Below are 24,983 nucleotides of genomic sequence, written 5' to 3'. Positions count from 1 at the left end.
GTCCGCGGCTGCCGACGCGGTGGCGCGATCCATCAGCGGCAAGCCGATCGATTACCCCGATCGGCGACGGAACGCCAGTATGACGAACGACGCGAACGACGCGGCCGAGTCCGACGAGCCGCACGAACCCGACGAACACCTGAAACGGGTGCGCGAACGCCTCCAGCGGGCGGCCGAGACCGCCGACCGGCCGGTCGACACGCAGCTGCACTCGATCACCGCGGGCGTGTTCGAGGAGCAGGACGGGGACCTGACCCAGTCCGAACCGGGGCCGAAGGTCGATCGGATCGCCGAGGTCGCCGAGAAACTCGATGGCCTGACCGAGGAGGCCTCGGGCGAGACGGTCAAGCACATCCGGATCGCCCGCGATCACTGCCGCGAGTACCTGGCGGAGGGCGGCGGCGACGAACAGCCAAGAGGCGGGTGAGCGATCGCCCACACCGTCTCGCTCGCTCGGTTACGACGCGAGACTAGCGATCCACGCTGCCGAGGACGATGTCCAGACTCCCGAGCGAGGCGATCAGGTCGGCGACGTACTCCCCTTCGGCCATCTCGGGGAGTGCGGAGAGGTTGTGGTAGCACGGGCTGCGGATCTTGAACCGGGCGGGCGAGTTCGAGCCGTCCGATCGGATGTAGATGCCGAGTTCGCCCTTCGCGGACTCGACGGCGCGGTAGGTCTCGGTTCCGGCGTCGGGCTTGAGCGTTCGGGGAACGTTGCTCTGGACGGTTCGCTCGTCCTCGGGCCAGTCCTCGAGCAGATCGAGACACTGCTCGACGATCTTCGCGGACTCCTCGACCTCCTGCATGCGCACGAGGACGCGGCTGTAGTTGTCGCAGCCGTCCTCGGTGACGACGTTCCAGTCAAGGTTCGGGTAGTAGCCGTAGGAGTCGTCCCGGCGCAGGTCGTAGTCGATGCCGGAGCCGCGGGCGACCGGGCCGGTGCAGCCGTAGTCTTTGGCCACCTCGGGTTCGAGGACGCCGGTGTCGAGACACCGCACCTGGAAGATCTCGTTGCCGGTCAGCAGCGCGTGATACTCCTCCATCTTCGCGGGGAGGTCGTCGAGGAAGTCTCGGCACTTCTCGATCCACTCCTCGCGCGGGCGGGGCAGATCCCAGGCGACCCCGCCCAGCCGGAAGTAGTAGAACATCATCCGTTGGCCGGTCAGGTCCTCCAGGATGTCCTGGACGACCTCCCGATCGCGGAAGGCGTACTGAAAGATCGCCGTGAAATCGCCGTAGACGTCGAGCGCGAAGGTGCCGACCGCGAGGAAGTGACCGAGCATCCGGCCGAACTCGGTCGACATCGTCCGCAGCACCTGGGCGTACTCGGGCACCTCGATGTCCGTGATGTCCTCAATCGCGCGGGCGACGGCCCACTCGTTGGGCAGGTTCGCGGTGTAGTCCCACCGGTTGGAGTAGGGGATGATCTGGTGGCGGTACTCCCCGTTCTGGCACATCTGCTCCTCGCAGCGGTGGAGGTAGCCCACGTCGGGATCGACGTCCGCGACGGTCTCGCCGTCGAGGATGGTCTTGAGGTGGAGCACGCCGTGGGTCGCCGGGTGGTGCGGTCCGATGTTGATGAGCATCGTGTCTGACTCGGGGCCCTCCCGATCGGGCTGTAAAGGGTTCGCGTGCTCGGCGAACTCGACGATCTGAGGTTTCTGCTGGTCGTAGTCGAGCGCGAGCGGGTGGCCCTGCCACGAGTCGGGCAGCAGGATCCGTCGGAGGTCGGGGTGGCCGTCGTACTCGATCCCGACCAGGTCGTAGGCCTCGCGCTCGTGCCAGTCGGCGGTCCGGAACACCGGTTCCGCGCTCTGACAGACGGGATTCGACTGGGGAAGCTGCGCGATCAGGGTCACCTCGTGGGTCCGCCGATCGTACTTCGTGAGGTGGAGGATCGACTCGTACCGATCCTCGTACTCCTGGGGCGTGAGACACGAGAGGTGGTCGAAGCCCGCCTCGTCCCGTAAGAGGGTCAGCACCTCCTGGACCTCGTCCGCCCGGATTACGAACGCGGGCGCGTTCTCGTGGTCGTCTCGTCCGATCGCGTACTCGTCGAGCAGGTCCTCGAGTTCGCCCACGTCGACGCCGTCCTCCCGGATGTGGTCATACTCGGGATCGATGCGTTCGCGCTCTTGTTGTGGTGATTCGCTCATTGGGGGCCCCGTAAACGCCGTTGCGGCCGCTGCCACCGGCGCATTTCCCGTAGCTACACCTGACGCGGAAATGAGGGTTTTGGTGAGTGACAGTGACTGTCACTGCGTTCCGACTGTGCCCGGCCGTCGATCGCGCCTCTACGACGGTCACCGGTCGCGTCTTCTCGCTTTCACGGGTGCGTCGAGTCTTACGACCGGAATACCAGCACGCGCTCCGGCGGTCGATCCGTCGCCATCGCCTCGCCCCACGTCGGTTCGACCGGACGCTCGTACGTCCCCTCGAGGTCCATCGGGTCGAACAGCCGATCGTAGCTCTCGACCGATCGGGGCCAGAGGTGGTCGTCGCCGGGCGGTTCGACCCGCTCGCAGCAGACGGCGACGCCGTCGTCCGAGAGGGTTCGCCGAAACTCGGCGACGACGTCGGCGATCCGATCGTCGGCGACGTGCTGGAGGACCGTCCAGGTGACGAGCAGGTCGATCGAACCGTCGTCGATGGGCAACGCCTCCGCCCGCCCGCGGGCGAACGCGAGGTCCGGATACTGCCGTCGGGCGATCCCGAGCGCGCGCTCGTCCGGATCGACGCCGACGAAGGAGCCGGCGCGGGTCGCGATCCACGGCGAGAGCCGCCCGTAGCCGCAGCCGACCTCGAGCGTCCGATCGACCGTCCCGCCGTCGAGGTGGGCGTCGAGCGCCGCCCACAGCCCGTCGACCTCGCGGTAGAGGTTCGACGCGAACTCCGGCCGCGTGCGGGGACTCGCGGCGTACCCGCCGGGTTCGAACAGGACGGTCCCGTCGCGTTTGCGCCACTCGGGGCCCCAGCGCGACGAGGGCGCGAGCAGCCCGAACAGGTACCGCGGGAGCTTCTCCGGTCGGTTGAGCCCCCGCCTGCACAGATCGGCCCAGTCCGTCACGGCTCTCGCGATCGGTTTCGGGGCCGTGCTTCCGGTCGACCGCGATCGCCGCGTGGTCCGTGCCCCGCCGCGGGAGCGAGTGGGTTCGATCTCACCGTCACTCCTCGTCCTCGTTCTCGTTCTCGTCCTCGTCGTCCGGTTCGACCTTCATGTCCGAGGCGTCTTCCGCCGGCGTTTCCTCGGGTTCGGTCGCGTCGGTTTGCGACGGCTGTGCCTGTTCCGGACTGGGACCCGCGGCTTCGCTGGCCTCGTCGGCCAGCGCCGATTCCGAGACGTCGATCTCGACCGGTCCGTCGTCCTCGTCCCGACGCGGGTCGGTTTCCTCGTCGTCCAGTTCCGCGTTCGATCGCGGCAGCTCGCGATCGCCGGGCTCGTCGCGTGTGAACTCGATATCGCCGCCGTCGTCGTCGGGGGCGTCGGCCGTGTCGGGATCCGCCGCGGGGTCGTGTCGCGGTTGCTCGTCATCGCGGTCCTCTCTCCCGTACGTCGCGGTGTGGGCCTCGTCCGACGCCTCCTTGTTCTCACCCTCGAAGGTACCCGGCTCCACGAGCGGTTCGTCGCGGGCGCGGCGTCGCAGTCCGGCGCCCAGCAGGCCGGCGGCGATGACGCCCTTCGGAATCGCGCGCGCCTGTCCGCGCAGCAGCGATCGGACGGCGGAGAACAGCATCAGGCCGCCGCCCGCCAGCTCGAGCGTCCCGAGCCGGCCGCCGTCGCTCGCGAGCACCGTTTTCGCGGGCGAATCGAGTTCTTCCCAGTCCGTGAACGGTTCCGTCCCGACGTCCGACTGCGGATCTCGATCGTGTTCCTCTGACATCCTGGATCACCGAGCACGCGTCGCTCACGATTCGTAGCGCTCCCGGACGGTTGAAAGTTGGACCGGCACGTGCGGCCCCGATCGACGACTCAGCCCCGCCACTCGTACGCGTCCGGATCGCGCGCCGCGAGGGCCGTCCGCACCGCGGCGACGTTCTCGGGCGCGTCGTGGACCCGAACCACGTCGGCGCCGCGATCGGCGGCGATCGCGGTCGCCGCGACGGTCGCCGCGAGTCGGTCGCCGGCTTCGCGACCGACGTGGTCGAACATCGACTTGTGGGAGTGGCCGACGAGCACGGGACAGCCGAGCGCGGCGAACTCGTCGATCCGACCCAGCAGTTCGAAGCTCTCGCGGGCCGACTTGCCGAAGCCGAGGCCGGGATCGACGACGATCTGGTCGCGATCGAGCCCGGCCTTCTCGGCGAGCAGCACCCGCTCCGAGAGCCGGTCGATGACGTCCTCGACGACGTCGTCGTAGGTCACGTCGCGCTCGGGGACGACCGGCGCGTCGATGCTGTGCATCACCACCAGCCCCGCGTCGTGGTCGGCCGCGACAAACCGCATCTCGGGATCTTCGAGCCCCGAGACGTCGTTGACGATGTCCGCGCCGGCCTCGAGGGCGGCGTCGGCCACGGCCGCCTTTCGCGTGTCGATCGAGACGTGGACGTCGAGATCCGCGATCCGCTCGATCACGGGGACGACGCGATCGATCTCCTTCTCGATCGGGACCGGATCGGCGCCGGGTCGGGTCGACTCGCCGCCGACGTCGATCACGTCGACGTCGGCCTCGACCATCGCCTCTGCGCGGGCGACGGCGTCCTCGAGCGCGTCGTACTCGCCGCCGTCGTGGAAGCTGTCGGGCGTGACGTTCAGGATGCCCATCACGGCCGTTCGATCGTGCCACGGGTAGCGGGCCTCGATCGCCGGTTCCGCGTCGGGTCCGATGTCGAGCGTCTCGCGTAGTTCGCGGGCGATCTCGGGGAGGCCGTGGGCCCGGTCCTCCAGGTTCTCCGCGAGCCGCTCGAACTGGGCGAGCGTCCCCATCAGGACGGCGTCGACGTTCTCGTCGTCGCGTTGCAGCCCGGAAAGGGCGCACTCGCCGCCCAGCCGCAACAGCTCCGCTTTCAGCGAACTCGCCTGCCGGCGCTGCAGGCTCTTTTTGACGACCCGGTGGACGGCCGTCCCGCGCGTCCGGTAGACGCCGGCGTCCGTGACGTTCGCACCTTCGAGCGCATCGCGAGCGTCCGACAGATCCCGGATCCGCTTCGGGATGCCGGCGCTCGTCCAGCGCGATCGGGCCTCGGCGACGGCGAACAGCGACCCGGTGACGAGGACGCAGTCGTCCGCGTCGCTTCCGCCGATCGCCGTCGCGAGGCCGTCCTGAACGGCGGTCGCGGTGGTGACGTCTTCGACGCCGGCCGACGCGAACACCTCGGCGAGGACGTCGCTGTCCTCGGCCCGATCGAGGGCGGGTTCCGTCGCGATCACCCTGTCCGGCGCGGGCAGGGCCGCCGCCATCGCCCGGTGGTCCTTGTCGTGCATCGCGCCGAAGACGAGGTGGAGGCGATCGTACTCGTAGCTTCCGAGCGTCTCGGCGAGTTGCTCGCAGGCGCCGGGGTTGTGGGCGCCGTCCAAGATCACCAGCGGATCGGTGTCGATGACCTCGAACCGGCCGGGCCAGTGGGCGTTTCGCAGCCCGCGGGCGATCTCGGTCTCGGAGACGTCCGCGATCTGTCGAGCGAGCGCGGCGGCGACGCCGGCGTTTTCCGCCTGGTAGGATCCGGGAAGCGGGATCCGCGTCTCGACGCTCCAGTCGCCGGCGTCGATCGAAACCGCGGCCTCGGTGTGGTTCGTTCGACCCTGGTAGGCGACGGAGACGTCCGGCCCCGTCTCCTCCTCGTCGCCGCTCTCGCCCGGCGCGTCGGTCCAGTCCTCCGCGCCGACCGTGACGACGTCGCCGGCAACCTCTCGGATCGCCGCGAGCGGGGCGCCCGTGACGCCCGTCACCAGCGGTCGTTCGTCGGGAGCGACGTGGGCCTTGTCGCGGGCGATCGCCTCCTCGGTGTCGCCGATGATGCCCGTGTGCTCTAAGGTGACGCTCGTGACCGCGCTCGCGATCGGATCGACGACGCTCGTGGCGTCGTACTTGCCGCCGATCCCGACCTCGAGGACCGCGACGTCGACGTCCTCCCGGCCGAAGTGCCACAGCGCCAGCGCCGTCATCGCCTCGAAGAACGTCGGCGAGTCACCGTCGGCGGCCCGCTCGGTGACGTACCCGCGCACCTCGTCGACGTACGCGCAGATCGCCGATCGCGGGATCTTGCGGCCGTCGACCCTGACGCGCTCGCGCAGGTCGTCGAGGTGCGGCGACGTGTAGAGTCCGACGGACAGGCCCGCCTCGCGGAGCGTCCGTTCGAGCATTCTCGCCGTGCTCCCTTTCCCGTTCGAGCCGGCGATCTGGACGCAGTCGATCGACTCCTGGGAATTCTCGAGGTGGGCGAGCAGCCGCGCGGTCGACTCCGTCCCGGGTCTGGGACGGAACCGGCGCAGGCCGAAGAGGAAGTCCGCCGCCTCGTGATACTCCATGTCCGATCAGAGAGCGCGAGTGTTTTAGTGTATTCTGATCGCCGACGATCCGGCGAAATCGCGCTTGTTCCGCGTTCGACGACCGATAGTGATAGATTAACAATACGTATGCGCCGCGGACCGTCCCGTACGACGCGAGATGCGGCTATCAGTATCCACGTCGTAGTTCTACCATGGAAGGGAACACGACCACGTTCGGCGGACTGCTCGCGGGCCAGGCTATCGGCTCCATCACCTTCGTCACGGGGTTCTTCCTCGGCGGCCCGACCGGCCCCGTCACGATCGCCGGCGGCGCGATAATCGCCCTCTGCATCGCCGGGCTGGCGTTCGTCGCGCTGACCGAGGGGGAGCCGACGTAACCGGCTCGATCCGGGCACAGCAGCGCGCCGACGGTCACGTCCTCCGAAGTCCCGTCGGCGGCCGCAAGAAGAGCCCGTCGAACAGCGCGAGTACGCCGACCGTCCCGCCGCCGAGGAGCGCGGCTTCGAGCGGAAGGCCGATCGCTTCGCCCACGAGGATCGAACAGCAAAACGCGATCGGAATCACGGCCAGGAGCGCGTCGTACCGACCGAGAGACGAGACTCGCTGGCGAACGGTGCGTGCTGGGTCGACGTCAGTGCTGCCGCTCTCCCGCATGCAGAATCACCGCTTTGGGGTACGGTCTCCGGAACCAAAAAATCAGACGATTTGATCCGACGGCGGGATCGCCCCCGATCGCTCGTCCGGCCAGGAGCCGAGCGTATCGCGTCACTTTCCCCACTCGGGCGCCCGCTTCGGCCGATCGGTGACGGCCCGGGCGTCGATCGGTTCGACCGGTACGCGCTGGAGTGGATCGGGCGTGGGTTCGCACCGACGGCGGCGAGGCTACTGCTCCCCCGGTGCGACCCACTCCCCCTCGACGTAGCGCTCGACCGACAGCGGCTCCGCGCCGGAGAGGGCCGCCAGGCGGGACGCGGCGTCGGTCGCCGTCGCGTTGGTTGCGTTCGTTTCGTTCGTCTCGTTGCCGCCGTCTCCGCCGGCGCCTCCGACCCGACGTTCGAGGATCGTTCCGCCGTCGCCGACCGCGACGTCGTACCTCGCCCCGCTCGCGACGCCGTGCAGTTTCGTTTCGACCGACGTCTCGTATCGGCGCCACTGGCCCGCGGACTGCCGTTCGTACAGCGCGCCGCCGTCGCCGGCCGCGAGGCCGTCGTCCCCGTCGCGGTCGATCGCCCGGATGGCCCGTCGGTCGTCGTCGACGACGTGCGGCGTCCAGCGGAAGCCGTCGTAGCGGTAGACGATTCCGGACCCGGCGGCGACGTTCACGTCCCGGTCGCCCCGACTCGCGATATCGAAGAACGCGCCGCCCGCGAAGTCGATTCCGATCCGCTCCCAGGTCTCTCCGCCGTCGGCCGTCTCGGCGACGAACTGGCTCGTACTGCAGACGTGACCCGCTTCCCGAGCGTGACAGTCGATGCCGGGAATCGTCGATCCGCCGCCAGGCTTGGTCACCTCCGCGTACTGGATCGCACCGCTGTCCTGTCGAACGCCGACGAGGAGTTCCCCGGAGCCGTTAACGAAGTAGAGGCGCTCGTTCTCGCCGGCGGTCCCGCGCACGGCGCAGTCCTCCCACGTGCTCGTCTTCCCTTTGGGCGCGGAGTAATTCGTCAGCGTCCGCGTCTCGACGTTGTACTCGCCGATGACGCCGCTGCCGCCGACGAACCAGACCGCTCGGCCGTCGTCGGTGGCGTCGACTCCCGTCAGCCGTCGGCTCCGGGCCTGCGGGCCGTAGTCGACGACGGTCTGCCAGCCGTCCTCGCGCCGAGCGAGGACGTTGCCGTCCGCGCCCGCCGCGAACGGTCCCGCGGCGGTGTCGACGGCGTCGTTCAGCGCTTTTCCGGTCGGTGACTCGACCTGCTCCCACTCGTTGTCGGCCGTTTGCGCGCCGGCCGTCGAGCCGAGCGCGATGACGCCGGCGGTCGCCGATGCGGTCGCGAGCCGAAGCACGTCGCGTCTGGTCTGGTCGGTCATGGGTCGCGACCCGGGGTAGCGCTCGAGCGCGTATAAGCCCCCGAGACGTTCTAATTCGGTACAACAAGCGCGTCGACGGCACGCCGAAACTGCGCCACGACAATCACGAGCGCGGGGCGCCCGTTCGCACGGCTCGCGGGACCGGCGGTCCTGCCCTGGGTGCAAAAACGTCGATGAAAAGGCCGCCTTCGCGGGCTCCGCTTACGCCGCCGAAGATCGATTCGAGTGAGCGCCGATCAGTCCGCGCGGCCCCACTCTGCGGTGCGCTTCGGCCGATCGGTGACGGCCTGGACGTCGATCGGCTCGTCTTTCGCCTGCAGGGCCTCGAGGGCCGCCTGTGCGCTCGCGGGGGTTGAGAAGTAGGTGATCTCCTCCTCGACGGCGACCTCGAGCAGCTTGCGGTCCCGCGAGATGATGAGGTCGACCTTGCCGTCGCGGACGGCCCCGACGAGGTCGACCTCCTCGCAGAGGTCGAAGTACTCGGTGAAGCCGGAGACCAGGTCCTCGCCGGCGTCGGTGTCCGGATCTGGGAACTTGTCGGCCGAGAGGTCGACGATCGCGGTGCCCGATTCGGGGATCGGCTTGCCCGTCGCGTCCTGGGCCTTGTCGTAGGCCTTGCCGAAGCTGTCGGCGCTGCCCATGACCTCGCCTGTGGACTTCATCTCGGGGCCGAGGCGCGGATCGGAGCCCGGCAGGCGATCGAACGGCAGGACGACCTCCTTGATCGAGGTTTGCTTGGGGATCTGCTCCTCGACGTCGAGTTCGTCGAGGCTGTGGCCGGCCATGACCGTCGCCGCCACCTTGGCGATCGGGACGCCGGTCGCCTTCGAGATGAAGGGGACGGTACGGGACGAGCGCGGGTTCGCTTCGAGGACGTAGACCTCGCCGTCTCTCACCGCGAGCTGGACGTTCAGCAGCCCGACCGTGTCGAGCGCGCCGGCGATGTCCTCGGTGACTTTGCGGACGCGGGCGAGCACGTCGTCGTCGAGCGATCGCGGCGGGATCATACAGGCCGAGTCGCCGGAGTGAACCCCGGCGGCCTCGACGTGTTCCATGATGCCGCCGATCAGGACGTTCTCACCGTCGGCCACGGCGTCGACGTCGAGTTCGACCGCGTCCTCCAGGAAGTCGTCCACGAGGATCGGCTTGTCCGGCGAGACGCGGACGGCCTCCTCAATGTACCGCTCGAGTTCGGCGTCGTCGTAGACGACATCCATCGCGCGGCCGCCCAGTACGTAGGAGGGGCGCACGAGCACCGGGTAGCCGATCTCGTGGGCGAGCTCCATCGCTTCCTCCTTACTGTGTGCGGCGCCGCCCTCCGGCTGGGCGATACCCAGCTCGTCCATGAGCGCGTTGAACCGATCGCGATCCTCCGCGAGATCCATCGCCTCGACGGTGGTGCCCATGACCTCGCAGTCGAGGCCGCGGCGCTCGAGCTCGTCCTCGAGCGGTTCGCCGATGTTGACCGACGTCTGGCCGCCGAATTGGACCATCACGCCGTCGGCGCCGGTCGCCTCGGCGACGTCCGCGACCTCCTCTGCGGTGATGGGTTCGAAGAACAGCCCGTCTGAGGTATCGTAGTCCGTCGAGACGGTCTCGGGGTTGTTGTTGACGACGTGGGCGTCGATGCCCATCTCGCGGAGCGCCTGGACGGCGTGGACCGAACAGTAGTCGAACTCGACTCCCTGCCCGATACGGATCGGTCCGCCGCCGACGACGATCACGCTCTCTAAGTCGCGATCGACCTCGAGCTCGCCTGCAGCCGCGCCGCCCTCGAGCGGACCGGACTCGAACTCGTTCTTGCGCGCGGAGTAGTAGTACGGCGTCTGCGCCTCGAACTCGCCGGCGCAGGTGTCGACCTGCTTGTAGGTGCGGCCGGGGACCTCCTGTTCGACCGTTCCCACGTCCGCGCCGGCGGCCGCGGCGATCGTCGCGTTCGTGTGGCCGGCGATCGCTGCCTCCGTGAAGTCGCACTCCTGGGCCGCGACGGTGGCGTCGGCGACGCGCTTGAACCGCTCGACGTACCACTCGTAGATGTCGGTCAGCTCGCAGACGTCGTCGACGGTGTAGCCGCGCTCGAACGCCTCGAAGATCGCGTACGGGCGGTCCGGGGACGGCCGAGCCAGGTACCGCTCTTCGAGTTCGTCGTCGCGGACCTCGTCCCAGTCGACGTCGGGGTCGTACTCCGACGATCGGAGGGCCTTCAGGAGCGACTCCTCGAAGGTCCGGCCGATCGCCATCGCCTCGCCGGTCGATTTCATCGCCGTCGTGAGTTCGAAGTCGACGTCGTCGAACTTGTCCTTGGGCCACCTGGGAACCTTCGTGACGACGTAGTCGATCGCGGGTTCGAACGCAGCCGTGGTTTCGCCCGTGATCTCGTTTTCGATCTCGTGGAGGCGCTTCCCGAGCGCGACCTTCGCGGTGACGCGAGCGATCGGGTAGCCGGTCGCCTTCGAGGCCAGCGCAGAGGAGCGCGAGACGCGCGGGTTCACCTCGACGACGCGGTACTCGCCGCCGGGGGTGCCGTCGTCGCGCCAAGCGAACTGGATGTTACAGCCGCCCTGGATGCCGAGTTCGCGGATGACGTCGAGCGCCGCGGTGCGCATCTCCTGGTGGCCCTCGTCGGGGACGACCTGCGAGGGCGTGACGACCGTCGACTCCCCGGTGTGGATGCCCATCGGGTCGATGTTCTCCATGTTACAGATGATGATACAGGAGTCGTCCGCGTCGCGCATGACCTCGTACTCGTACTCGACCCAGCCGGCGATCGATTCCGTGATGAGAACCTCGCTGTTGCGAGAGAGGCGTAGCCCCTTGCGAACGCGCTGGAGCAGTTCGTCCATCTCGTGGACGACGCCCGATCCCGAGCCGCCGAGCGTGTAGGTCGTGCGGGCGATCACCGGCAGGCCGCCGACCTCCTCGACGGCGGCCTCGACGCGGTCTTTCAGGTCTTCCTCGGTCAGTTCCGAGACCTCTTCACCCTCGTCAAGGACGATGGTCGTCGACCGCGGTACGGGTTGGCCGATCTTCTCCATGCGCTGGCGGAAGAGGTCGCGGTCCTCCGTCGCGTAGATGGTGTCCAGCGGCGTCCCCATGATCTCGACGTCGTGGTCCTCCAGGATGCCCTCCTCGGCGAGTTCCGCCGTGACGTTCAGCCCGGTCTGGCCGCCCAGGCCGGCGATGACGCCGTCCGGGTTCTCCTCGCGGATGATCTCGGCGATCGCGTCGGTCGTGATCGGTTCGATGTAGACCCGGTCGGCCATCTCCGGGTCGGTCATGATCGTCGCGGGGTTGGAGTTGACGAGGACGACCCGCGCGCCCTCCTCCTGGAGCGCCCGACACGCCTGCGCGCCGGAGTAGTCGAACTCCGCGGCCTGCCCGATCTGGATCGGGCCGCTCCCGATCAGCAAGATTGTGCGTCCGTCCCCTGCGGCGTCCCCGCCGCCGTGCTGGTCCGTACTCATTGGTCCTGTCCGTCCGAAGTTCGCACATCGTAATAAGCCCCACGATACAGTACGATTCTCGAAGCCGAATTTCGAAATTCGAATCGGCCGGTCGATCGGCCGTCGCCGTGCATCGGCGGCCGTACGGGGCGAAACGCCCCGTCGACCTTCGCTGCATCCGTTCGAGCCCGATCGGATGGCCGGCGCTGGCGATCGTTTCCGCGATCGTCGAGATTGTGGCCGGTCGACCGGGGCCGCGAGAGCGAACTCGGGGAGTTCGATCGAACGTCTCGAGCGACGATCGGCGATCGGACGACGAGACGGTGCACTGACTAGTCGGAAAATTGGTATCAACCCGGTCGCAACGTACACTGGATGCCCACCCCAAGACGCGCGCTACTCGCGGCGACCTGCGGCGTTCTCCCCACGGTAGGCGGCGCCGGCTGTCTTTCGAGACTTACCACGAGGTCCCTGTTCGCCGAGTACCTCCAGCTGAAGGCCGTCAGCGTCCGGTGGACTCGGGACGGCCGATCGCGCAGGGACGAACCCCTCAAACTCCTGTCCGACGGGAAGAGCGAGATCCGGGGCACCGTCGCGAGCGAGTACGCGCAACTGGCGTCGGCGCCGGCCGACGTCACCGTCTCCGAGAGCGTCCACGATCGGTTAGCGCGGGAGTTCGATGGGGTTCGGTACGTCGTCGGATTCTGCGGCGAGGACTTCGGCTCGCCGGACGCCCACGGATGTCGGAACACCGGTATCTCGAGGGACGACTTCAACCGCGTCCAGTTCGGCGATCGCGCCGAGGTGCGGCTGGTCGACGATACCTTTCGTCTCGAGGACGTCGAAGAAGGTGATCGGGAGCGCGTACGCGAGTGGGAGACCGACGTCCGAGAATACGACTGGGAGAAACGCCGCGCGGACCGCGAGTAGCTCGCCCGTCAGATCGGCCGATCGTACTCGCTCTCGAAGTCCCGCTGTCGGCGGTACTCGTCGACGAACGCCGAGACGTCGAACTCGAGCATCTGGGACTCGAAGTCGGCGATCGCGGCATCGTCGTCGGCGTGGCTGATCGCGTGTTCCATGAGTTCGACGACGAGTTCGACGATTATCTCGTGGAGTCGCCGCGAGTCGAAATCGGTGACCCACAGCATCGCGTAGCCGACGGCGCCGTCGTCGCTCGCGTCGTGGACCGCCACCTTCTCGGGGAACTCTTCCATGACGACGCCGAGCAGGTGCGGCGTCCCGAACTCCTCGAACTCGTCGGCGGGTTCGATCGTCTCCTGAAGGACGGCGACGAGCGATTCGGGAAAGAATCGCGACGGCGGATGGACGTCCGTGACGACGGCGTGGCGACGGCCGCAGGTGCAGGCGTACTCGCGCATCCCGAGGTCGATCTCGTGGGGGTCGAGGGTCTCCCCACAGGGCAACTCCAGGTGATCGTCGCGGGGACCCGGTACGCGGGGTTCTGCCATCACCGATGCGTTCGGCCGGCCCGGGGATAAGGGCGACGACTCGACGGTCGATCGCACCCCGGTTGTTCGATCGCGACAGCGGCTCACCGCTCGATCGACGCTGCGGAGGGACCGGCCCGCGCCGATCGGCCGCTCACTCCAGGGCCATTGCGAGGCTGTACATCTCCCCGACCGATTCCTCGCCGATCGACTCCGCGAGCCGCTCCGCACGGGCGATCAGCGGGTCGCCGAGTTCGGGGGGCAGTTCGGACGCGTTCGAGCGGACCACCGCGGCGTGGGCCTCCAGGTGGGCGCCGGTCCACGGCACCGGCGCGAGGAGCGTCAAGCGGCGATCGAACGCCCACCCGTAGCCCTCGCAGAGCCGCCGGAGGACGTCCGACGGGTAAAACGAGAGCATCGGTCGGCCCGCGGCCAGTTCCGCGGCTGCGTTCTCCGCGGCGAAGAGATCGCGGACCGCGGCGTCGTCGGGGAGCGGTTCGTAATCGTCGACGACGAGGTGTCCCCCGCGCCTCGCGACGCGGGTCAGTTCCTCGACGATCGCGCCGAGGTCCGCGGGCGGGACGACGTTGAACAGTCCGTGTGCGGTGACGACGTCGATCGAGTCGTCGGGCAGCGGAAGTTCCCGGAGGTCGGCTTCGAGGACGGCGAGTCGATCGCCGCCCTCGTCGCGAAGACGCTCCTCCGTCCGCAGCCGCTCTCTGACGCGGTCGACGGTCGTTCGGGCGTGTTCGCGGTCGTTCGTAACGGCGTAGACCCGGGCCGCGCCGCTCGCGAGGAGCCCCGCCGTCGTGTTGCCGACGCCGGCGCCGGCGTCGAGACAGATCGCGCCGTCGATCGGTCGGTCGTCGAGCGCCGCTGTGACCGTCTTCGGAACGTCCATGGTGATGTCGCGTTCGGAGGAACGGTCAGTGGTGAAGCTGCTCGGGTACCGGACTGTCGTCGTGGCGCATGCGTTCGATCAGCGATCGCTGGGCGCTCTCGCTCATGCCGTCGTACCGCCGCGCCGCGTCGAGCGCCATCGCGACGAGTTTCGGATCGCCGGGCGTGACGACGGTCGTCAGCCCCTGCGCGGCCGCGAAGTCGAACCGCTCGTCGATCTCGGCCTGCGTGTCGACCGGCTCGTACCAGTTGGCGTAGGGACGATCCGCCTCGGACAGTTCGTCCGTCGGGGGCCACGATCCCTTCGCGAAGGCCTTGATCCCGATCGTCCCGATGCCCTCCTCGTCCGCGCGTTCGAGGACGGCCTCGTAGTCGTGTTCCGCGCCGTCCTTCCCGACGACGACCGGGTTCAGCGGAAACATCACCGTCGCGAGATCGTCGATTCGGTCGATCGCGTCGAGGATGAGTTGCGGGTTGCCGTGGCTCGTGAGGCCGATGTCGCCGATCAGTCCGCTGTCCCGCGCGTCCCGGAACGCTTCGAGGGCGCCGCCCTCGCCCGTGATCGTCTCCAGCTCTTCCTCGTACTCGAGGCCGTGGATCTGGTAGAGGTCGACGTGGTCTACGCCGAGCCGATCGAGCGATCGTTCGAGCTTTCGCTGCGCCCCGTCGTACTCCCGCTCCATCGTCTTGCAGCCGAGGTAGACCTCCTCGCGGTGCTGGCGGAGCTTGGGACCCAGTTTGCGTTCGGCGTCGCCGTACGCCGGGGCGACGTCGAAGTGATTGACGCCGCGATCGAGAACGAGTTCGACGAGCTGATCCGCACCGTCCTGTTCGAGCCAATTGAGGGCGATCGCTCCGAACGTCGCGACGCTACTCTCGTGGCCGGTCGCACCCAGGGATCGCGTTTCCATACCGGACCATCGCGGAGGACGACTATAAGTCGCCGCCACCCAGCACGATCGTCGACCTCCGGAGTTGTGGTCCGAACGTCGTCGAAACTCCGCCAAAATCGTCGCATCGCCGGCCGACCGGACCGTTCGGATCGGCTCCGGCGAACGACGGGCCGCCGGGGCCGGCGTTAGGGCCAGTCGTCCCGGACCGGTTCGGCGTCGTCCTCTTCGGTCTCGATGCTCGAGGCCAGCACCCAGTCGGCCGCGTCGGCGGCGTCCTCGATCGCGAGGTACTCCCAGTCGACCGCCTCGGCCAGCCGTTCGTCCTCCTCGCCCACGCCGATGAAGACGTGGCGATCGGTGTCGAACTGATCTTTGACCCCCTCCAGACTCTCCCGTTTGCCGCGAGGACCGGAGAAGAAGTCCTGGCGGATGCGGTTCTTTCGGGTGAAGTTCGTCACGACGTAGGTCGGTTTCTCCGAGACGACGCCGATGTACTCGGTCCACCCTCTGGCGTCCTCGAAGACGGACTCCGGCGAGGCGAGCTCTTTCAGCGCCTCGAGTTCGAACGCCAGGGTCATGTCGCTGTCGCCGTTCATACGTCATCGAAGACGCGCACCCGGGAAAACGGCTTCGATACGCCCGATCGTCCGAGACGCGGCTAGCACCGTCGATCGCGTTCGACGCGGTAGTAGTCGGTGAAGACGATGATCTCGCCGGATTCGAGTTCGGCCCCGACGGTCGAGATCGATCGATCGTTCTCGACGGCGTCGTAGACGGCGGTCAGCGTCTCCTCGTCGAGTTGATCGACGTGACGGACGGCGGCTTCGACCTCGACCGCCGAGACCCGGCGGAGCTGAAGCGTCGAGGACTGTTCGAGGAGTTCGCTGGGTACCATGACTGCTGTTACCGAATGTCAACCATGGACTTAACCCTTCCGCTGGAACCACCGCGTTCCGGAGCCACACTCGGGTGCGAGCGCCTCGGAGCTGAGATGCCGACGTATCGGGATCGGAACGCGGGCCGCCGATCGATCGTCGACGAGGTCGGTCGAACCCGGTACCGCGAAGGGGGATCGGGTACCCGAAGACCGATCGTCGACGACGCGTGGGACCGCGAGGAACGATCGCCGCGAAAACCCTCGACGGCGTTCGCGGTTACGGCTCCTGCGGAGCCGCGAGCTCGTCGAGGTCGACGGTTTCTGCGAGGAGAACGTCCTTCTGGTCGGCGACGACGCGCTGTTCGCGCATGAGCCGCTTGAACTTGCTCTGCGGGGCGAGATCGCCGATGAGGACGCCGCCGACGATCTTACCGTCCTTGAACGCGAGGCGGCGCCACTCGGTGTCGCTGTAGCGACGTTCGGCGTGGTCGTCTCCCAGGGTGGGGTGCCCGAAGGAGAGGAAGGGGAAGTCGAAGTGCGTGATCGAGTACGAGGAGACCCACTGGAACTCCTCCGCCTCGTCGTCCGCGGCCATGTTGACGGCGGCAACCCGCCCCTGCTCTTTTGCCGACCCCCACGATCCGTTCTGGGCCTGTTCGCCCAGCAGCACGTCGTAGAATCGAGTGATGTCGCCCGCGGCGTAGACGTCCTCGACGTTCGTCTGCATGTACTGATCGACGAGGATGCCGTTATCATGTTCGATGCCGGCGCCGCGGAGGTACTCGGTGTTGAACGACAGTCCGATCGCGACGCCCGCGAAGTCACAGGCGTAGCGCTCGCCGTTCGGATCGACCGCGGCGACGACGTGGCCGTCGTCGTCGACCTCGAAGCGATCGACGCCGCTGTCGAAGACGGGTTCGACGCCCTTCTCGCGCATTCCGTCGTGCATGATCTCGGCGCCGTCGCCCGAGAGCGCGTACCGCCACCAGCGATCGCCGCGCATGAGGTACTTGCCCTCGACGCCCTGCGAACCGCAGACGGCGGCGAAGTCGATGCCGAGGAGGCCGGCGCCGACGATGACCGCGTCGTCGGCGGCTTCGGCGCTCTCGCGGATCTTGCGGGCGTCCTGGAACGTCCAGAAGTGGTGGATGCCGTCGGCGTCGCTGTTCTCGACCGGGAGCTGCGTCGGGGTTCCGCCGGTCGCGATCAGCAGTTTGTCGTAGGAGAGATCGTCGCCCTCGTGGGTGTGGACGATTTTCGAATCCGTATCCACGCTCGTCACGTGCGTGTTGAGCGAGAGCTCGATGTCGCGGTCCTCGTACCACTCCTCGTCGTGGATCGAGATGGGGGCTTCCGGGAGTTTTCCTTTCGCGTGTTCTTTGATGAGAATCCGGTTGTACAGAGCCTCCCCCTCATCGGTGATGACGGTAATCTCCGACTCCGGGTCTTCCTCCCGGAGGGTCTCGGCGGCCGAACTGCCCGAGATCCCGTCACCGATGATGACGTACTGGGTCATACCGTGACGGTTCGTAATGAGGGTTAAAGTGGGTTGCTATCTCGTTCATTTCGATCAGCCCCGTGTGATGTGCCAACGATCGTCCATCGTCTCGGCGTTCGATTCGACGATCGGAACTTCGTCCCGAAATACGCCGCGGTTTCCCGGCATCGCGAGAATACCGGAAAATCGCGCGATCGACGCGCGAGGGGCGAAACCCGGGTCGACAACATGGTCGACGAGCCGTCACGCCCCGATCGGCCGACGGACGCGCCGATCCCCGTCGGTAGTACCCCCTTTCATAAGCGTCGGTCCCGTACGCCCGCCCGATGAAAATCCGCCAGAACGCACGTCACTTCGCCTCCCGGAAGGCGCTCGAGACGCCGGTCGTCCGATCGGTCGCCAAGTCCGGGCTGGTTCGGCTGCACACGACGATTTTTACGCGGAAGGCCGATCCCGACCACGCCGAGGAGCGGGAAGCGCACCTCGACGCCTTCTTCGACGCGACGATCGACGCCTATCTCCGGGCGCTCCAGGACGGGTACTCGGAGGCCGAGGCCCGCGAGATCACCCACGTCCAGGCCAACTTCGACTTCTACAACCACGGCTGGACCGAGATGATGGAGTTCCCGACCGACGAGCTCGAGGATCACTACGATCGCTACCGCGACTTCTTCGAGCGCTGGGAGATCACGATCGACGACCCGCTCGGCCAGTTCGAACCGCCGGCGGGGATCCCCGAAGCCCCGTCGACGCCCGAAAAGCTCGACGATCCGGAGCACCCCCACGCCGAGGGTGGCTTCGCGGACGACGTCTACGTCGAGACCGAGGACGGCGACCTCGTCGTCGGCGGCCGGGAGGACCCGGCCGACGCCGACGTCTCACAGGCGGTCGGCGTCGACGGTGACGCCGACGACCTGGCGGATCGCTGACGATCGAGTTGGGGCGCCGCCGCCTCGCTGCTTCGCAATCGGAACGCTGCGTCGACCCGTCGAGGGGCGGATTTTCTATGCGAAATCGCCGGTTCGCCGTTTCCGCGATCGTTCGGCCCGCCCTACGTTTCGGATCGATAGAACGGTCCGACGTCCGGACAGTAACGCGGACATAACAATGGAAGCATCCGATAGCTCTCGTCGTACATGGAGCGACGAACGTACCTCGCGCTCGCGTCGGCAACCTGCCTCGCCGGCTGTACCGACTCGCGGTCGGCGTCTCGCGACCGCGAGCCGGCGTCGGAGACCGAGTCGTCCTCGGCGATCGACTCGAACGCGACTCCCGAGTCCGATCGAACGGCGGACGACCCGGACGAATCCGCGACCGAGGGGGCGAACCCGGAGGGAACCGACGACGACTTCGAGGACCTCTCCGCGTGGGACGTTTCCGGCGGCACGCTGACGCCGGATCCGGATCGATCGTTCGTCGGCACCCAGAGCGCTCGTCTCGAGACGCGACGCGACGAGGGTGCGACTCGGCTCCGAAAGCCGTTCTCGTCCCCCCGCGACCTGACGGACGTCGTTCCCGGGATCGCCGCCGCGGCCGCCGATCGGCTCACGCTCGTCGTCTGGCTGCTCGACGAGAACGGCAACCGGATCGAGTACCGACGGCGCATCGACGCCGACCTGCCGTTCATGCGGTACAACGTCGGACTCACCGCCGTCGACGACGGGTTCGACCATGGAGCGATCGTCGAGGTCCAGGTACGGCTGTGGACGGCCGACGACGACGCGCGAACCGTCTGGCTCGACGACCTCCACTTCACCCCGCGTCCGGAGCGGGGGAAGGTGATGATCCAGTTCGACGACGGCAACGAGACGGATTACACGGAGGCGCTCCCGATACTGGAGCCGTACGGTTACCCCGCCGTCTCGTTCGTCAACCCCGGGTCCATCGAGCGGGGGTCGGACGGCGGTCCGGCGCTGTCGCTCGACCAGGCGCGCGAGCTTCGGGACGCGGGCTGGTGTATCGCCAACCACACGATGACCCACGCGGAACTCCCGGAACTCGACGCGAGCGAACAGGAAACCGAGATCCGCGAGGGTAAGGCGTGGCTCCGGGAGCACGGCTTCGAGGAGGGGGCCGAGTACTTCGCCTACCCGTTCGGCGCGTACGACGCGACGACGATCGAACTCGTCGACGAGCACCACAGCATCGGGTTCGCCGGCGGCGGCGTCGGGCAGGGGTACACCACCAACACGACCCTCGCGTCCCGCCTCGGCGAACCGGACGCCGAGCGGGCGCGGACGGCGATCGAGCGGACCGCCGAACTTCGGGGCATCTCGTCGCTGCTCTTTCACGGCCTCGAAGGCGAGACGCTCGCGGACTTCGAGGCGACGATCGAGGCGCTCCACGAGTACGAGTCGGCCGGCGAGATCGACGTCATCCTGCCTCGGGACCTCGAACGATCGTACCTGTTCTGAACGGTTCGCCGCCGTCGTCCGATCCGGCGGCGCCGACGGCCGGGACGGGTGCGTGCCGATCCGCGGGCCGGATCCAAGCCGCTAAGTGCGTAGAACGTGCCGATTGGAGTACCGATTCGATGGCCCTCAACGCGAACGATCGATCGATCGCCAGCTTCACGATGGCCGGCCACGCGCTGGTTCACTGGTTCGAGACGTCGATCCCCATCTTTCTCGTCGTTTGGCTCGCGGAGTTCGACGTGCGGGTCGCGCTTGCCGGACTCATCGTCGCGCTCGGCTACGCCCCATTCGGCGCCGGCGCGCTCCCGGGCGGTATCCTCGCCGATCGGTACGGGACGAAACGGCTCATCCTGCTCTGTCTCGTCGGGATGAGCGCCTCGTTTCTCGTCCTCGCCGCTGCGGCGTTCCTTGACTCCATCTACGCGATCGCCGTCGGTCTCGTGCTGTGGGGGATCGCGGCGAGCGTCTACCATCCCGCCGGACTGTCGCTGATCAGCACCGGCGTCGAGGATCGCGGCACCGTCTTCGCCTGGCACGGCATCGCCGGCAACGTCGGTATCGCGTTCGGCCCGTTCGCCGCCGCCACGCTGCTCATCGTCTTCGGCTGGGAGCGGTGGCACGTCGTCGCCGCGCTCCTCGCGGTTCCCGGCTTTCTCGCGGCCGCCTACGGGCTTCGGGCGGACTTCGACCCGACGGCGGCCGTCGACGAGGACGTCGACGCCGGCCCCGACGAGGCGCTGTCACCCTCCGATCTGCTCGGAAACTCCCGCACGCTGTTCGCCAGCGCCTTCGCGATCGTCTTCGTGATCGTCACCTTCGAAGGGCTGTACTACCGCGGGATGCTCACCTTCCTCCCCGAGATCCTCCACGGCCTGCCAGCGATCGAGGGGATCGCGGTCGCGCCGACGCTCGAGCGGTACGACCTCAACGTCGAGTTCTACATCTACGTCGGCCTGCTCGTCGTCGGGATGGCCGGCCAGTACGTCGGCGGGAAACTCACCGATCGGATCGCACCCGCCCGCGGGCTCGCCGGCCTCTTCGCCGTTCTGGCGCTGCTCGCGGCCGCGTTCGTCCCCGTCACCGACATGGGGCTGCTCGCGATCGTCGCCCTCTGTGGCGTCTTCGGCTTCTTCCTCTTCGCCATCCAGCCGTTCTACCAGAACGCGGTCGCTGTCTACACCCCGCCGGACAGCCGCGGCCTCTCCTACGGCTACACCTACCTCGGCGAGTTCGGCCTCGGCTCCGCGAGCATCGCGATCGGCGGCTTCGTCCTCGGCGGCTTCCCCCTGTCGACGTTCTTCCTGCTGATCGCGGGCTTCGCGCTCGTCGGCACCGTCCTCGCCGTCGGCCTGCTGGCCGGCGTCGATCGCTTCTTCGCCGGGGAGGACGCCGAGGCGATCGAGGCGGGAACGGACTGAGCGCCGCCCGACGCCGATCGCCCTACAGCCCCGTCGGGACCTCGACGTACGTCGTCTCCAGGCCCCAGTCGTCGACGAGGTCCCGCACCGATCGAACGCCGAACGTCTCGGTGGCGTAGTGGCCGGCGAGGACGACGTGAATCCCCGCTTCCCTGGCCTCGTGGTAGACCTGCTGTTTGCCCTCGCCCGTAACGAGCGCGTCCGCGCCCGCCGCGACGGCCTCGTCGAGCCAGTCGGTGCCGCTGCCCGTGACGATCGCGACCTCCTCGATCTCGTCGGGGCCGAACTCGAGCACCTGAACGGAGCGGTCGCCGGTTTCGAGGTCGCTCCCCAGCCGATCGCGGAGTTCGTCCGGCGCGTACGGGTCGGACGCGACTCCGCGCTGGCCGACGTATTCGGAGCCGAGTTCGCCGAAGGGCGTTCGGTTCTCGAGATCGAGCACGTCCGCCACCCCGGCCGCGTTCCCGAGTTCCTGGTGGCCGTCGAGCGGCAGGTGCGAGACGTACAGCGCGAGGTCGTGCTCGATCAGCGGAGCGATTCGATCGTAGGTGCGGCCCGTCACGCGATCGAAGCCGCCCCACAAGATCCCGTGGTGGGCGACGATCGCGTCGGCGCCGACCTCGATCGCCCGATCGAACGTCTCGCGAACGCCGTCCACGGCGAAGGCGACGTGCTCGACGGTGCCCTCGTCGGGGCCGACCTGCAGCCCGTTCGCGCTGGCGTCGAGGTCGGCGTAGTCGGCGGTTCGAAGCTCCTCGTCGAGTCGATCGACGAACGCGGAGAGTTCCATGACCATGGCCTACGCGGTGGTTTTCGGGCCGGCGTCTTGTAATCGACTGGTACCGGATCCGACGGTCGACGACGCGAAACGCAGCGGGAAGCGAGGGGCCCGCCGCTACATCAGGTAGAACAGCGGGAAGAGGAAGACCCAGACGATGTCGACGAAGTGCCAGTAGAGCCCGAAGAACTCCACCGGTCGGTGATCCTCCAGGTAGGCGTCGGCGGCGACGATCCGGTAGAGCAGGAACCCCGCGAGCAACAGGCCGAGGATCACGTGGAGCGCGTGCAACCCCGTCGTGAAGAAGTAGACGGAGTACTCGAGGTCGGTGAACCAGTAGACGCCGTGGGCGAACTCCTCGGACCACTCCCACGATTTCACGCCGAGGAAGGTGAGTCCGAGCAGCAGCGTCGCCCCGATCGACGCCACGAGCCCGCTTCTGTTGCCGCGTTCGGCCATCACGAGCGCGAGGACGACCGTGAAACTCGAGGTTAACAGGACGTACGTGTTGAACAGCCCGGCCAGCGTCGACGGCGGAACCGGTCCCCACTCGTTCCAGCCGATGTGGATCCGAAGGAAAACGTACGCACCGATGACGGCGCCGAAGACGACCACGTCGGAGGCCAGGAAAAACCAGACCCCGAGTTTCGTGGTGCCGACCCCGTCGAACGGCCAGCGCTCGGCGATCGCCAGCTCGGGCGCGCGGAACCGCTCGCGTCCGAACTCGAAGAGGGCATAGCCGAGGACCGCGACGCCCGCGAGGGTGAGCAGCGGGTAGCGGATCTCGGCCGTTCCGGGCTGGGCCACCTCGAGTCCGCGCGCCATCGCGAACTCCGCGACGTACGGCGTCAGTCCGGACAGGCCGAGGAAGGTGACGAACATCCCGACCCCGATCATGAACGGCCAGACGCTGGCGTGGTCGGCGTGATCCGTGGCGACCGCGGTCCGGTGGACGTCCTCGGCCATCGCGCCGCCGTTCGCCGTCGCCCCGTCCACCCCTCCGTCGGTGGCCGTATCGTCGACGAACTCGAGGTGACCGCTCGTGTAGCTCGGCCGATCGGGCCAGTTCTCGAGCGGCGGCGGGGAGGCGGTCGCCCACTCGGCGGTGCGCGAGAACTGCCAGGGGTTGTCGGGTGCGTCGGGACCCCGGATCCAGCTGTGGACGAACGTCGCGAACATGATCAGAAACGACGCGCCGAAGATGAAGGCGCCGACCGTCGCGAGTTGGTGATACGGCTGGGTCGATCCGGGGTAATGGAAGACGCGCCGCGGCGTCTCCCAGGCGAGGAACATCGGGAAGTACAGCAGATTGAAGCCGACGAAGTATACCGCGAAGTTGAGTTTCCCCAGGGCTTCCGAGTACATCTTTCCGGAGATCTTCGGCCACCAGTAGTAGAGCCCGCCGAACAGGGCCGTCGCACCCGAGACCATCACGTAGTGGAAGTGGGCGACGACCCAGTAGGTGCCGCGGAACTCGTAGTCGAGCACGACCGCGCCGAGGAAGACCCCGGTGATGCCACCCAGAATGAACAGCACGAGCGCGCCGAGGCTGAAGAGAAACGGCGTCGTGAACCGGACCCGGCCCTTGACCATGGTGTAGATCAGCGCGAAGACCATCAGGTCAAACGGCAGCGAGATGCCGATCGTCGTCGCCATGAACAGCGTCTTGATCTCCAGGTTGATCGTCGTCAGGAACATGTGGTGCATCCAGACCAGGAACGACTGGACCGCCACGAGCACCATCGCGATGATGACCCACTTCCGACCGACGAGCCGGCGCCCGGTGAACGTCTGGAACGTCTCGAACATGATTCCCAGCGCCGGGAAGAAGACGATGTACACCTCCGGGTGCCCGAAGAACCAGAACAGGTGCGCCCACAGCAGGCTCGATCCCTGCTCGGTCGAGAAGTACTGCGTCAGCATGATGCGATCGCTCGACAGCAACAACAGCGCGGCGAGCAGCGCCGCGAACGCGAACAGCATCATCCAGACCGTCAACAGGATCGACCACGTGAACAGCGGGAGGTTCCACAGGCCCAGTCCCTCCGCGCGCGATCGGTGAATCGTCGTGAGGAAGTTCACCGTCCCGATCGTGACGGACATGATAAACAGCGTCAGCCCCAGGATCGTCGTGTTTCCGCCCGCGGTCGCCTCCGTCACCGTGCGGAACATCGGCACGTTCAGCGGCGCGTACATCGTCCAGCCGCCGGCGAACGCGGACTGCTGGAAGAACGAGATGCCGATCAGAAGTCCCGAGAACAGGTAGAACCAGTAACTCAGCGCGTTCAGCCGCGGGAACGCGAGGTCCTTCGCCCCGATCTGCAGCGGGACGATGTAGTTCGCGAACCCGAACGCGAACGGCGAGAGGAACCAGAAAACCATCAACAGCCCGTGGGTCGTAACGGACTGGTTGTACTCGCTCGCTTCGAGAATCCCGAGGCCGCCGGTCTGCCACAGGTGCGCGCGCATCAACAGCGCGAGGACCCCGCCGAATACGAGGAAGAACAACCCCGTCGCGAGATAGAGAATACCGACGTCCTTGTGATTCGTCGTCACGAACCACCGCTTGATCGACGTCTGCGGCGGGAGATCAGTCACGACGCGTCACCTCTCGACGGGCGGCGGTCGAACTACCGACGCCGACGGTCGGGGCCCGAGTTTCGCGCCGATCGCGCTTCTCGCGACCCCGACGGACCGTGTTCCCTCCCGCCCCGTTCGCCCCGGTGAGCGGGCCCCGGAGCGGGTCGTGAGAGTCAGAAAAACGCGACGCGGAGATCATCGTCAGCGTCTCTCGACGATTCCGAGTATCAACGTGTGGGCGGCGTATGCAGGCAA

General features: G+C 67.6%; 21 protein-coding genes. 6 read left to right on the top strand and 15 right to left on the bottom strand.

Annotated features, from left to right (window positions below):
- The first annotated feature begins 79 nt into the window (after positions 1-79).
- Entirely contained in the window at positions 80-427 is a 348-nt protein-coding gene (locus MUH00_RS04015) for a DUF7553 family protein (protein WP_247002481.1), read from the top strand.
- A 43-nt stretch (positions 428-470) separates the two neighbouring features.
- Here the strand turns inward: MUH00_RS04015 and MUH00_RS04010 are convergent, their stop codons facing one another.
- The 4 genes from MUH00_RS04010 to folP form a co-directional block, all read right to left on the bottom strand.
- Positions 471-2,156, bottom strand: coding sequence for an NADH-quinone oxidoreductase subunit D (locus MUH00_RS04010; protein ID WP_247002480.1), 1,686 nt, complete (start codon positions 2,154-2,156; stop codon positions 471-473).
- 188 nt (positions 2,157-2,344) lie between these two features.
- On the bottom strand, positions 2,345-3,067 hold the full coding sequence (locus MUH00_RS04005; protein WP_247002479.1) for a class I SAM-dependent methyltransferase: 723 nt from the start codon (positions 3,065-3,067) through the stop codon (positions 2,345-2,347).
- 97 nt (positions 3,068-3,164) lie between these two features.
- Positions 3,165-3,881, bottom strand: coding sequence for a hypothetical protein (locus MUH00_RS04000; protein WP_247002478.1), 717 nt, complete (start codon positions 3,879-3,881; stop codon positions 3,165-3,167).
- Positions 3,882-3,970: 89 nt separating this feature from the next.
- Positions 3,971-6,466, bottom strand: coding sequence for a dihydropteroate synthase (gene folP, locus MUH00_RS03995; protein ID WP_247002477.1), 2,496 nt, complete (start codon positions 6,464-6,466; stop codon positions 3,971-3,973).
- A gap of 173 nt (positions 6,467-6,639) precedes the next feature.
- On the opposite strand from folP, the gene MUH00_RS03990 reads away from it, so the two are divergent.
- Complete coding sequence (locus MUH00_RS03990; RefSeq protein ID WP_247002476.1) at positions 6,640-6,825, top strand: trimethylamine methyltransferase family protein; 186 nt, start codon at positions 6,640-6,642, stop codon at positions 6,823-6,825.
- Positions 6,826-6,859: 34 nt separating this feature from the next.
- Here the strand turns inward: MUH00_RS03990 and MUH00_RS03985 are convergent, their stop codons facing one another.
- From MUH00_RS03985 to carB, 3 genes are all read right to left on the bottom strand, one after another.
- Positions 6,860-7,102: a DUF8015 family protein gene (locus tag MUH00_RS03985; RefSeq protein ID WP_247002475.1), complete on the bottom strand. Its 243-nt coding sequence runs from the start codon at positions 7,100-7,102 to the stop codon at positions 6,860-6,862.
- A 228-nt stretch (positions 7,103-7,330) separates the two neighbouring features.
- Positions 7,331-8,476 (bottom strand): WD40/YVTN/BNR-like repeat-containing protein, encoded by a 1,146-nt coding sequence (locus tag MUH00_RS03980; RefSeq protein ID WP_247002474.1) that lies wholly within the window; start codon positions 8,474-8,476, stop codon positions 7,331-7,333.
- Between the two features lie 236 nt (positions 8,477-8,712).
- Entirely contained in the window at positions 8,713-11,940 is a 3,228-nt protein-coding gene (gene carB / locus MUH00_RS03975) for a carbamoyl-phosphate synthase large subunit (protein WP_247002473.1), read from the bottom strand.
- A gap of 354 nt (positions 11,941-12,294) precedes the next feature.
- Between carB and MUH00_RS03970 the strand changes: the two genes are divergently transcribed.
- The gene (locus MUH00_RS03970; protein ID WP_247002472.1) at positions 12,295-12,849 is read left to right on the top strand and encodes a hypothetical protein; all 555 of its coding nucleotides are present in this window, start codon (positions 12,295-12,297) and stop codon (positions 12,847-12,849) included.
- A gap of 8 nt (positions 12,850-12,857) precedes the next feature.
- Here the strand turns inward: MUH00_RS03970 and MUH00_RS03965 are convergent, their stop codons facing one another.
- From MUH00_RS03965 to MUH00_RS03940, 6 genes are all read right to left on the bottom strand, one after another.
- Positions 12,858-13,391, bottom strand: coding sequence for a DUF5815 family protein (locus MUH00_RS03965; RefSeq protein WP_247002471.1), 534 nt, complete (start codon positions 13,389-13,391; stop codon positions 12,858-12,860).
- A 133-nt stretch (positions 13,392-13,524) separates the two neighbouring features.
- On the bottom strand, positions 13,525-14,271 hold the full coding sequence (locus tag MUH00_RS03960; RefSeq protein ID WP_247002470.1) for a class I SAM-dependent methyltransferase: 747 nt from the start codon (positions 14,269-14,271) through the stop codon (positions 13,525-13,527).
- Between the two features lie 25 nt (positions 14,272-14,296).
- Positions 14,297-15,181: an aldo/keto reductase gene (locus MUH00_RS03955; protein WP_247002469.1), complete on the bottom strand. Its 885-nt coding sequence runs from the start codon at positions 15,179-15,181 to the stop codon at positions 14,297-14,299.
- A 167-nt stretch (positions 15,182-15,348) separates the two neighbouring features.
- Complete coding sequence (locus MUH00_RS03950; RefSeq protein ID WP_247002468.1) at positions 15,349-15,759, bottom strand: DUF7124 domain-containing protein; 411 nt, start codon at positions 15,757-15,759, stop codon at positions 15,349-15,351.
- 62 nt (positions 15,760-15,821) lie between these two features.
- Positions 15,822-16,058, bottom strand: a complete 237-nt coding sequence (locus MUH00_RS03945; RefSeq protein ID WP_247002467.1) for a DUF7979 domain-containing protein — start codon at positions 16,056-16,058, stop codon at positions 15,822-15,824.
- A 259-nt stretch (positions 16,059-16,317) separates the two neighbouring features.
- Entirely contained in the window at positions 16,318-17,556 is a 1,239-nt protein-coding gene (locus tag MUH00_RS03940) for an NAD(P)/FAD-dependent oxidoreductase (protein ID WP_247002466.1), read from the bottom strand.
- Between the two features lie 308 nt (positions 17,557-17,864).
- On the opposite strand from MUH00_RS03940, the gene MUH00_RS03935 reads away from it, so the two are divergent.
- The 3 genes from MUH00_RS03935 (at position 17,865) to MUH00_RS03925 (ending at position 21,370) form a co-directional block, all read left to right on the top strand.
- A complete protein-coding gene (locus tag MUH00_RS03935) occupies positions 17,865-18,467 on the top strand; it encodes a DUF6149 family protein (RefSeq protein ID WP_247002465.1) in 603 nt (200 codons plus the stop codon).
- Between the two features lie 207 nt (positions 18,468-18,674).
- Positions 18,675-19,952 (top strand): polysaccharide deacetylase family protein, encoded by a 1,278-nt coding sequence (locus MUH00_RS03930; protein ID WP_247002464.1) that lies wholly within the window; start codon positions 18,675-18,677, stop codon positions 19,950-19,952.
- Between the two features lie 119 nt (positions 19,953-20,071).
- On the top strand, positions 20,072-21,370 hold the full coding sequence (locus tag MUH00_RS03925; protein WP_247002463.1) for an MFS transporter: 1,299 nt from the start codon (positions 20,072-20,074) through the stop codon (positions 21,368-21,370).
- A gap of 22 nt (positions 21,371-21,392) precedes the next feature.
- Here the strand turns inward: MUH00_RS03925 and MUH00_RS03920 are convergent, their stop codons facing one another.
- Both MUH00_RS03920 and MUH00_RS03915 read right to left on the bottom strand, forming a co-directional pair.
- Entirely contained in the window at positions 21,393-22,160 is a 768-nt protein-coding gene (locus MUH00_RS03920; protein WP_247004073.1) for a Nif3-like dinuclear metal center hexameric protein, read from the bottom strand.
- 105 nt (positions 22,161-22,265) lie between these two features.
- A complete protein-coding gene (locus tag MUH00_RS03915) occupies positions 22,266-24,746 on the bottom strand; it encodes a cbb3-type cytochrome c oxidase subunit I (protein ID WP_247002462.1) in 2,481 nt (826 codons plus the stop codon).
- Between the last annotated feature and the right edge of the window lie 237 nt (positions 24,747-24,983).

Origin of the sequence: Halosolutus gelatinilyticus, assembly GCF_023028105.1 — an archaeon.
GTDB lineage: Archaea > Halobacteriota > Halobacteria > Halobacteriales > Natrialbaceae > Halosolutus > Halosolutus gelatinilyticus.
The sequence above is the reverse complement of the archived record's forward strand: the minus strand, read 5'-3'. Positions and strand labels throughout refer to the sequence as shown.

Bases quoted from the DNA above. Each gene is read 5' to 3' on its own strand.
- MUH00_RS03965 (WP_247002471.1), bottom strand. From the start codon at position 13,391: ATGGCAGAACCCCGCGTACCGGGTCCCCGCGACGATCACCTGGAGTTG.
- MUH00_RS03960 (WP_247002470.1), bottom strand. From the start codon at position 14,271: ATGGACGTTCCGAAGACGGTCACAGCGGCGCTCGACGACCGACCGATC.
- MUH00_RS03930 (WP_247002464.1), top strand. From the start codon at position 18,675: ATGGAGCGACGAACGTACCTCGCGCTCGCGTCGGCAACCTGCCTCGCC.
- MUH00_RS03980 (WP_247002474.1), bottom strand. From the start codon at position 8,476: ATGACCGACCAGACCAGACGCGACGTGCTTCGGCTCGCGACCGCATCG.
- MUH00_RS03925 (WP_247002463.1), top strand. From the start codon at position 20,072: ATGGCCCTCAACGCGAACGATCGATCGATCGCCAGCTTCACGATGGCC.
- MUH00_RS03920 (WP_247004073.1), bottom strand. From the start codon at position 22,160: ATGGAACTCTCCGCGTTCGTCGATCGACTCGACGAGGAGCTTCGAACC.
- MUH00_RS03950 (WP_247002468.1), bottom strand. From the start codon at position 15,759: ATGAACGGCGACAGCGACATGACCCTGGCGTTCGAACTCGAGGCGCTG.
- MUH00_RS03945 (WP_247002467.1), bottom strand. From the start codon at position 16,058: ATGGTACCCAGCGAACTCCTCGAACAGTCCTCGACGCTTCAGCTCCGC.
- MUH00_RS04015 (WP_247002481.1), top strand. From the start codon at position 80: ATGACGAACGACGCGAACGACGCGGCCGAGTCCGACGAGCCGCACGAA.
- MUH00_RS03955 (WP_247002469.1), bottom strand. From the start codon at position 15,181: ATGGAAACGCGATCCCTGGGTGCGACCGGCCACGAGAGTAGCGTCGCG.
- MUH00_RS04010 (WP_247002480.1), bottom strand. From the start codon at position 2,156: ATGAGCGAATCACCACAACAAGAGCGCGAACGCATCGATCCCGAGTAT.
- MUH00_RS03990 (WP_247002476.1), top strand. From the start codon at position 6,640: ATGGAAGGGAACACGACCACGTTCGGCGGACTGCTCGCGGGCCAGGCT.
- MUH00_RS03935 (WP_247002465.1), top strand. From the start codon at position 17,865: ATGAAAATCCGCCAGAACGCACGTCACTTCGCCTCCCGGAAGGCGCTC.
- MUH00_RS03985 (WP_247002475.1), bottom strand. From the start codon at position 7,102: ATGCGGGAGAGCGGCAGCACTGACGTCGACCCAGCACGCACCGTTCGC.
- carB (WP_247002473.1), bottom strand. From the start codon at position 11,940: ATGAGTACGGACCAGCACGGCGGCGGGGACGCCGCAGGGGACGGACGC.
- MUH00_RS03970 (WP_247002472.1), top strand. From the start codon at position 12,295: ATGCCCACCCCAAGACGCGCGCTACTCGCGGCGACCTGCGGCGTTCTC.
- MUH00_RS04000 (WP_247002478.1), bottom strand. From the start codon at position 3,881: ATGTCAGAGGAACACGATCGAGATCCGCAGTCGGACGTCGGGACGGAA.
- MUH00_RS03940 (WP_247002466.1), bottom strand. From the start codon at position 17,556: ATGACCCAGTACGTCATCATCGGTGACGGGATCTCGGGCAGTTCGGCC.
- folP (WP_247002477.1), bottom strand. From the start codon at position 6,466: ATGGAGTATCACGAGGCGGCGGACTTCCTCTTCGGCCTGCGCCGGTTC.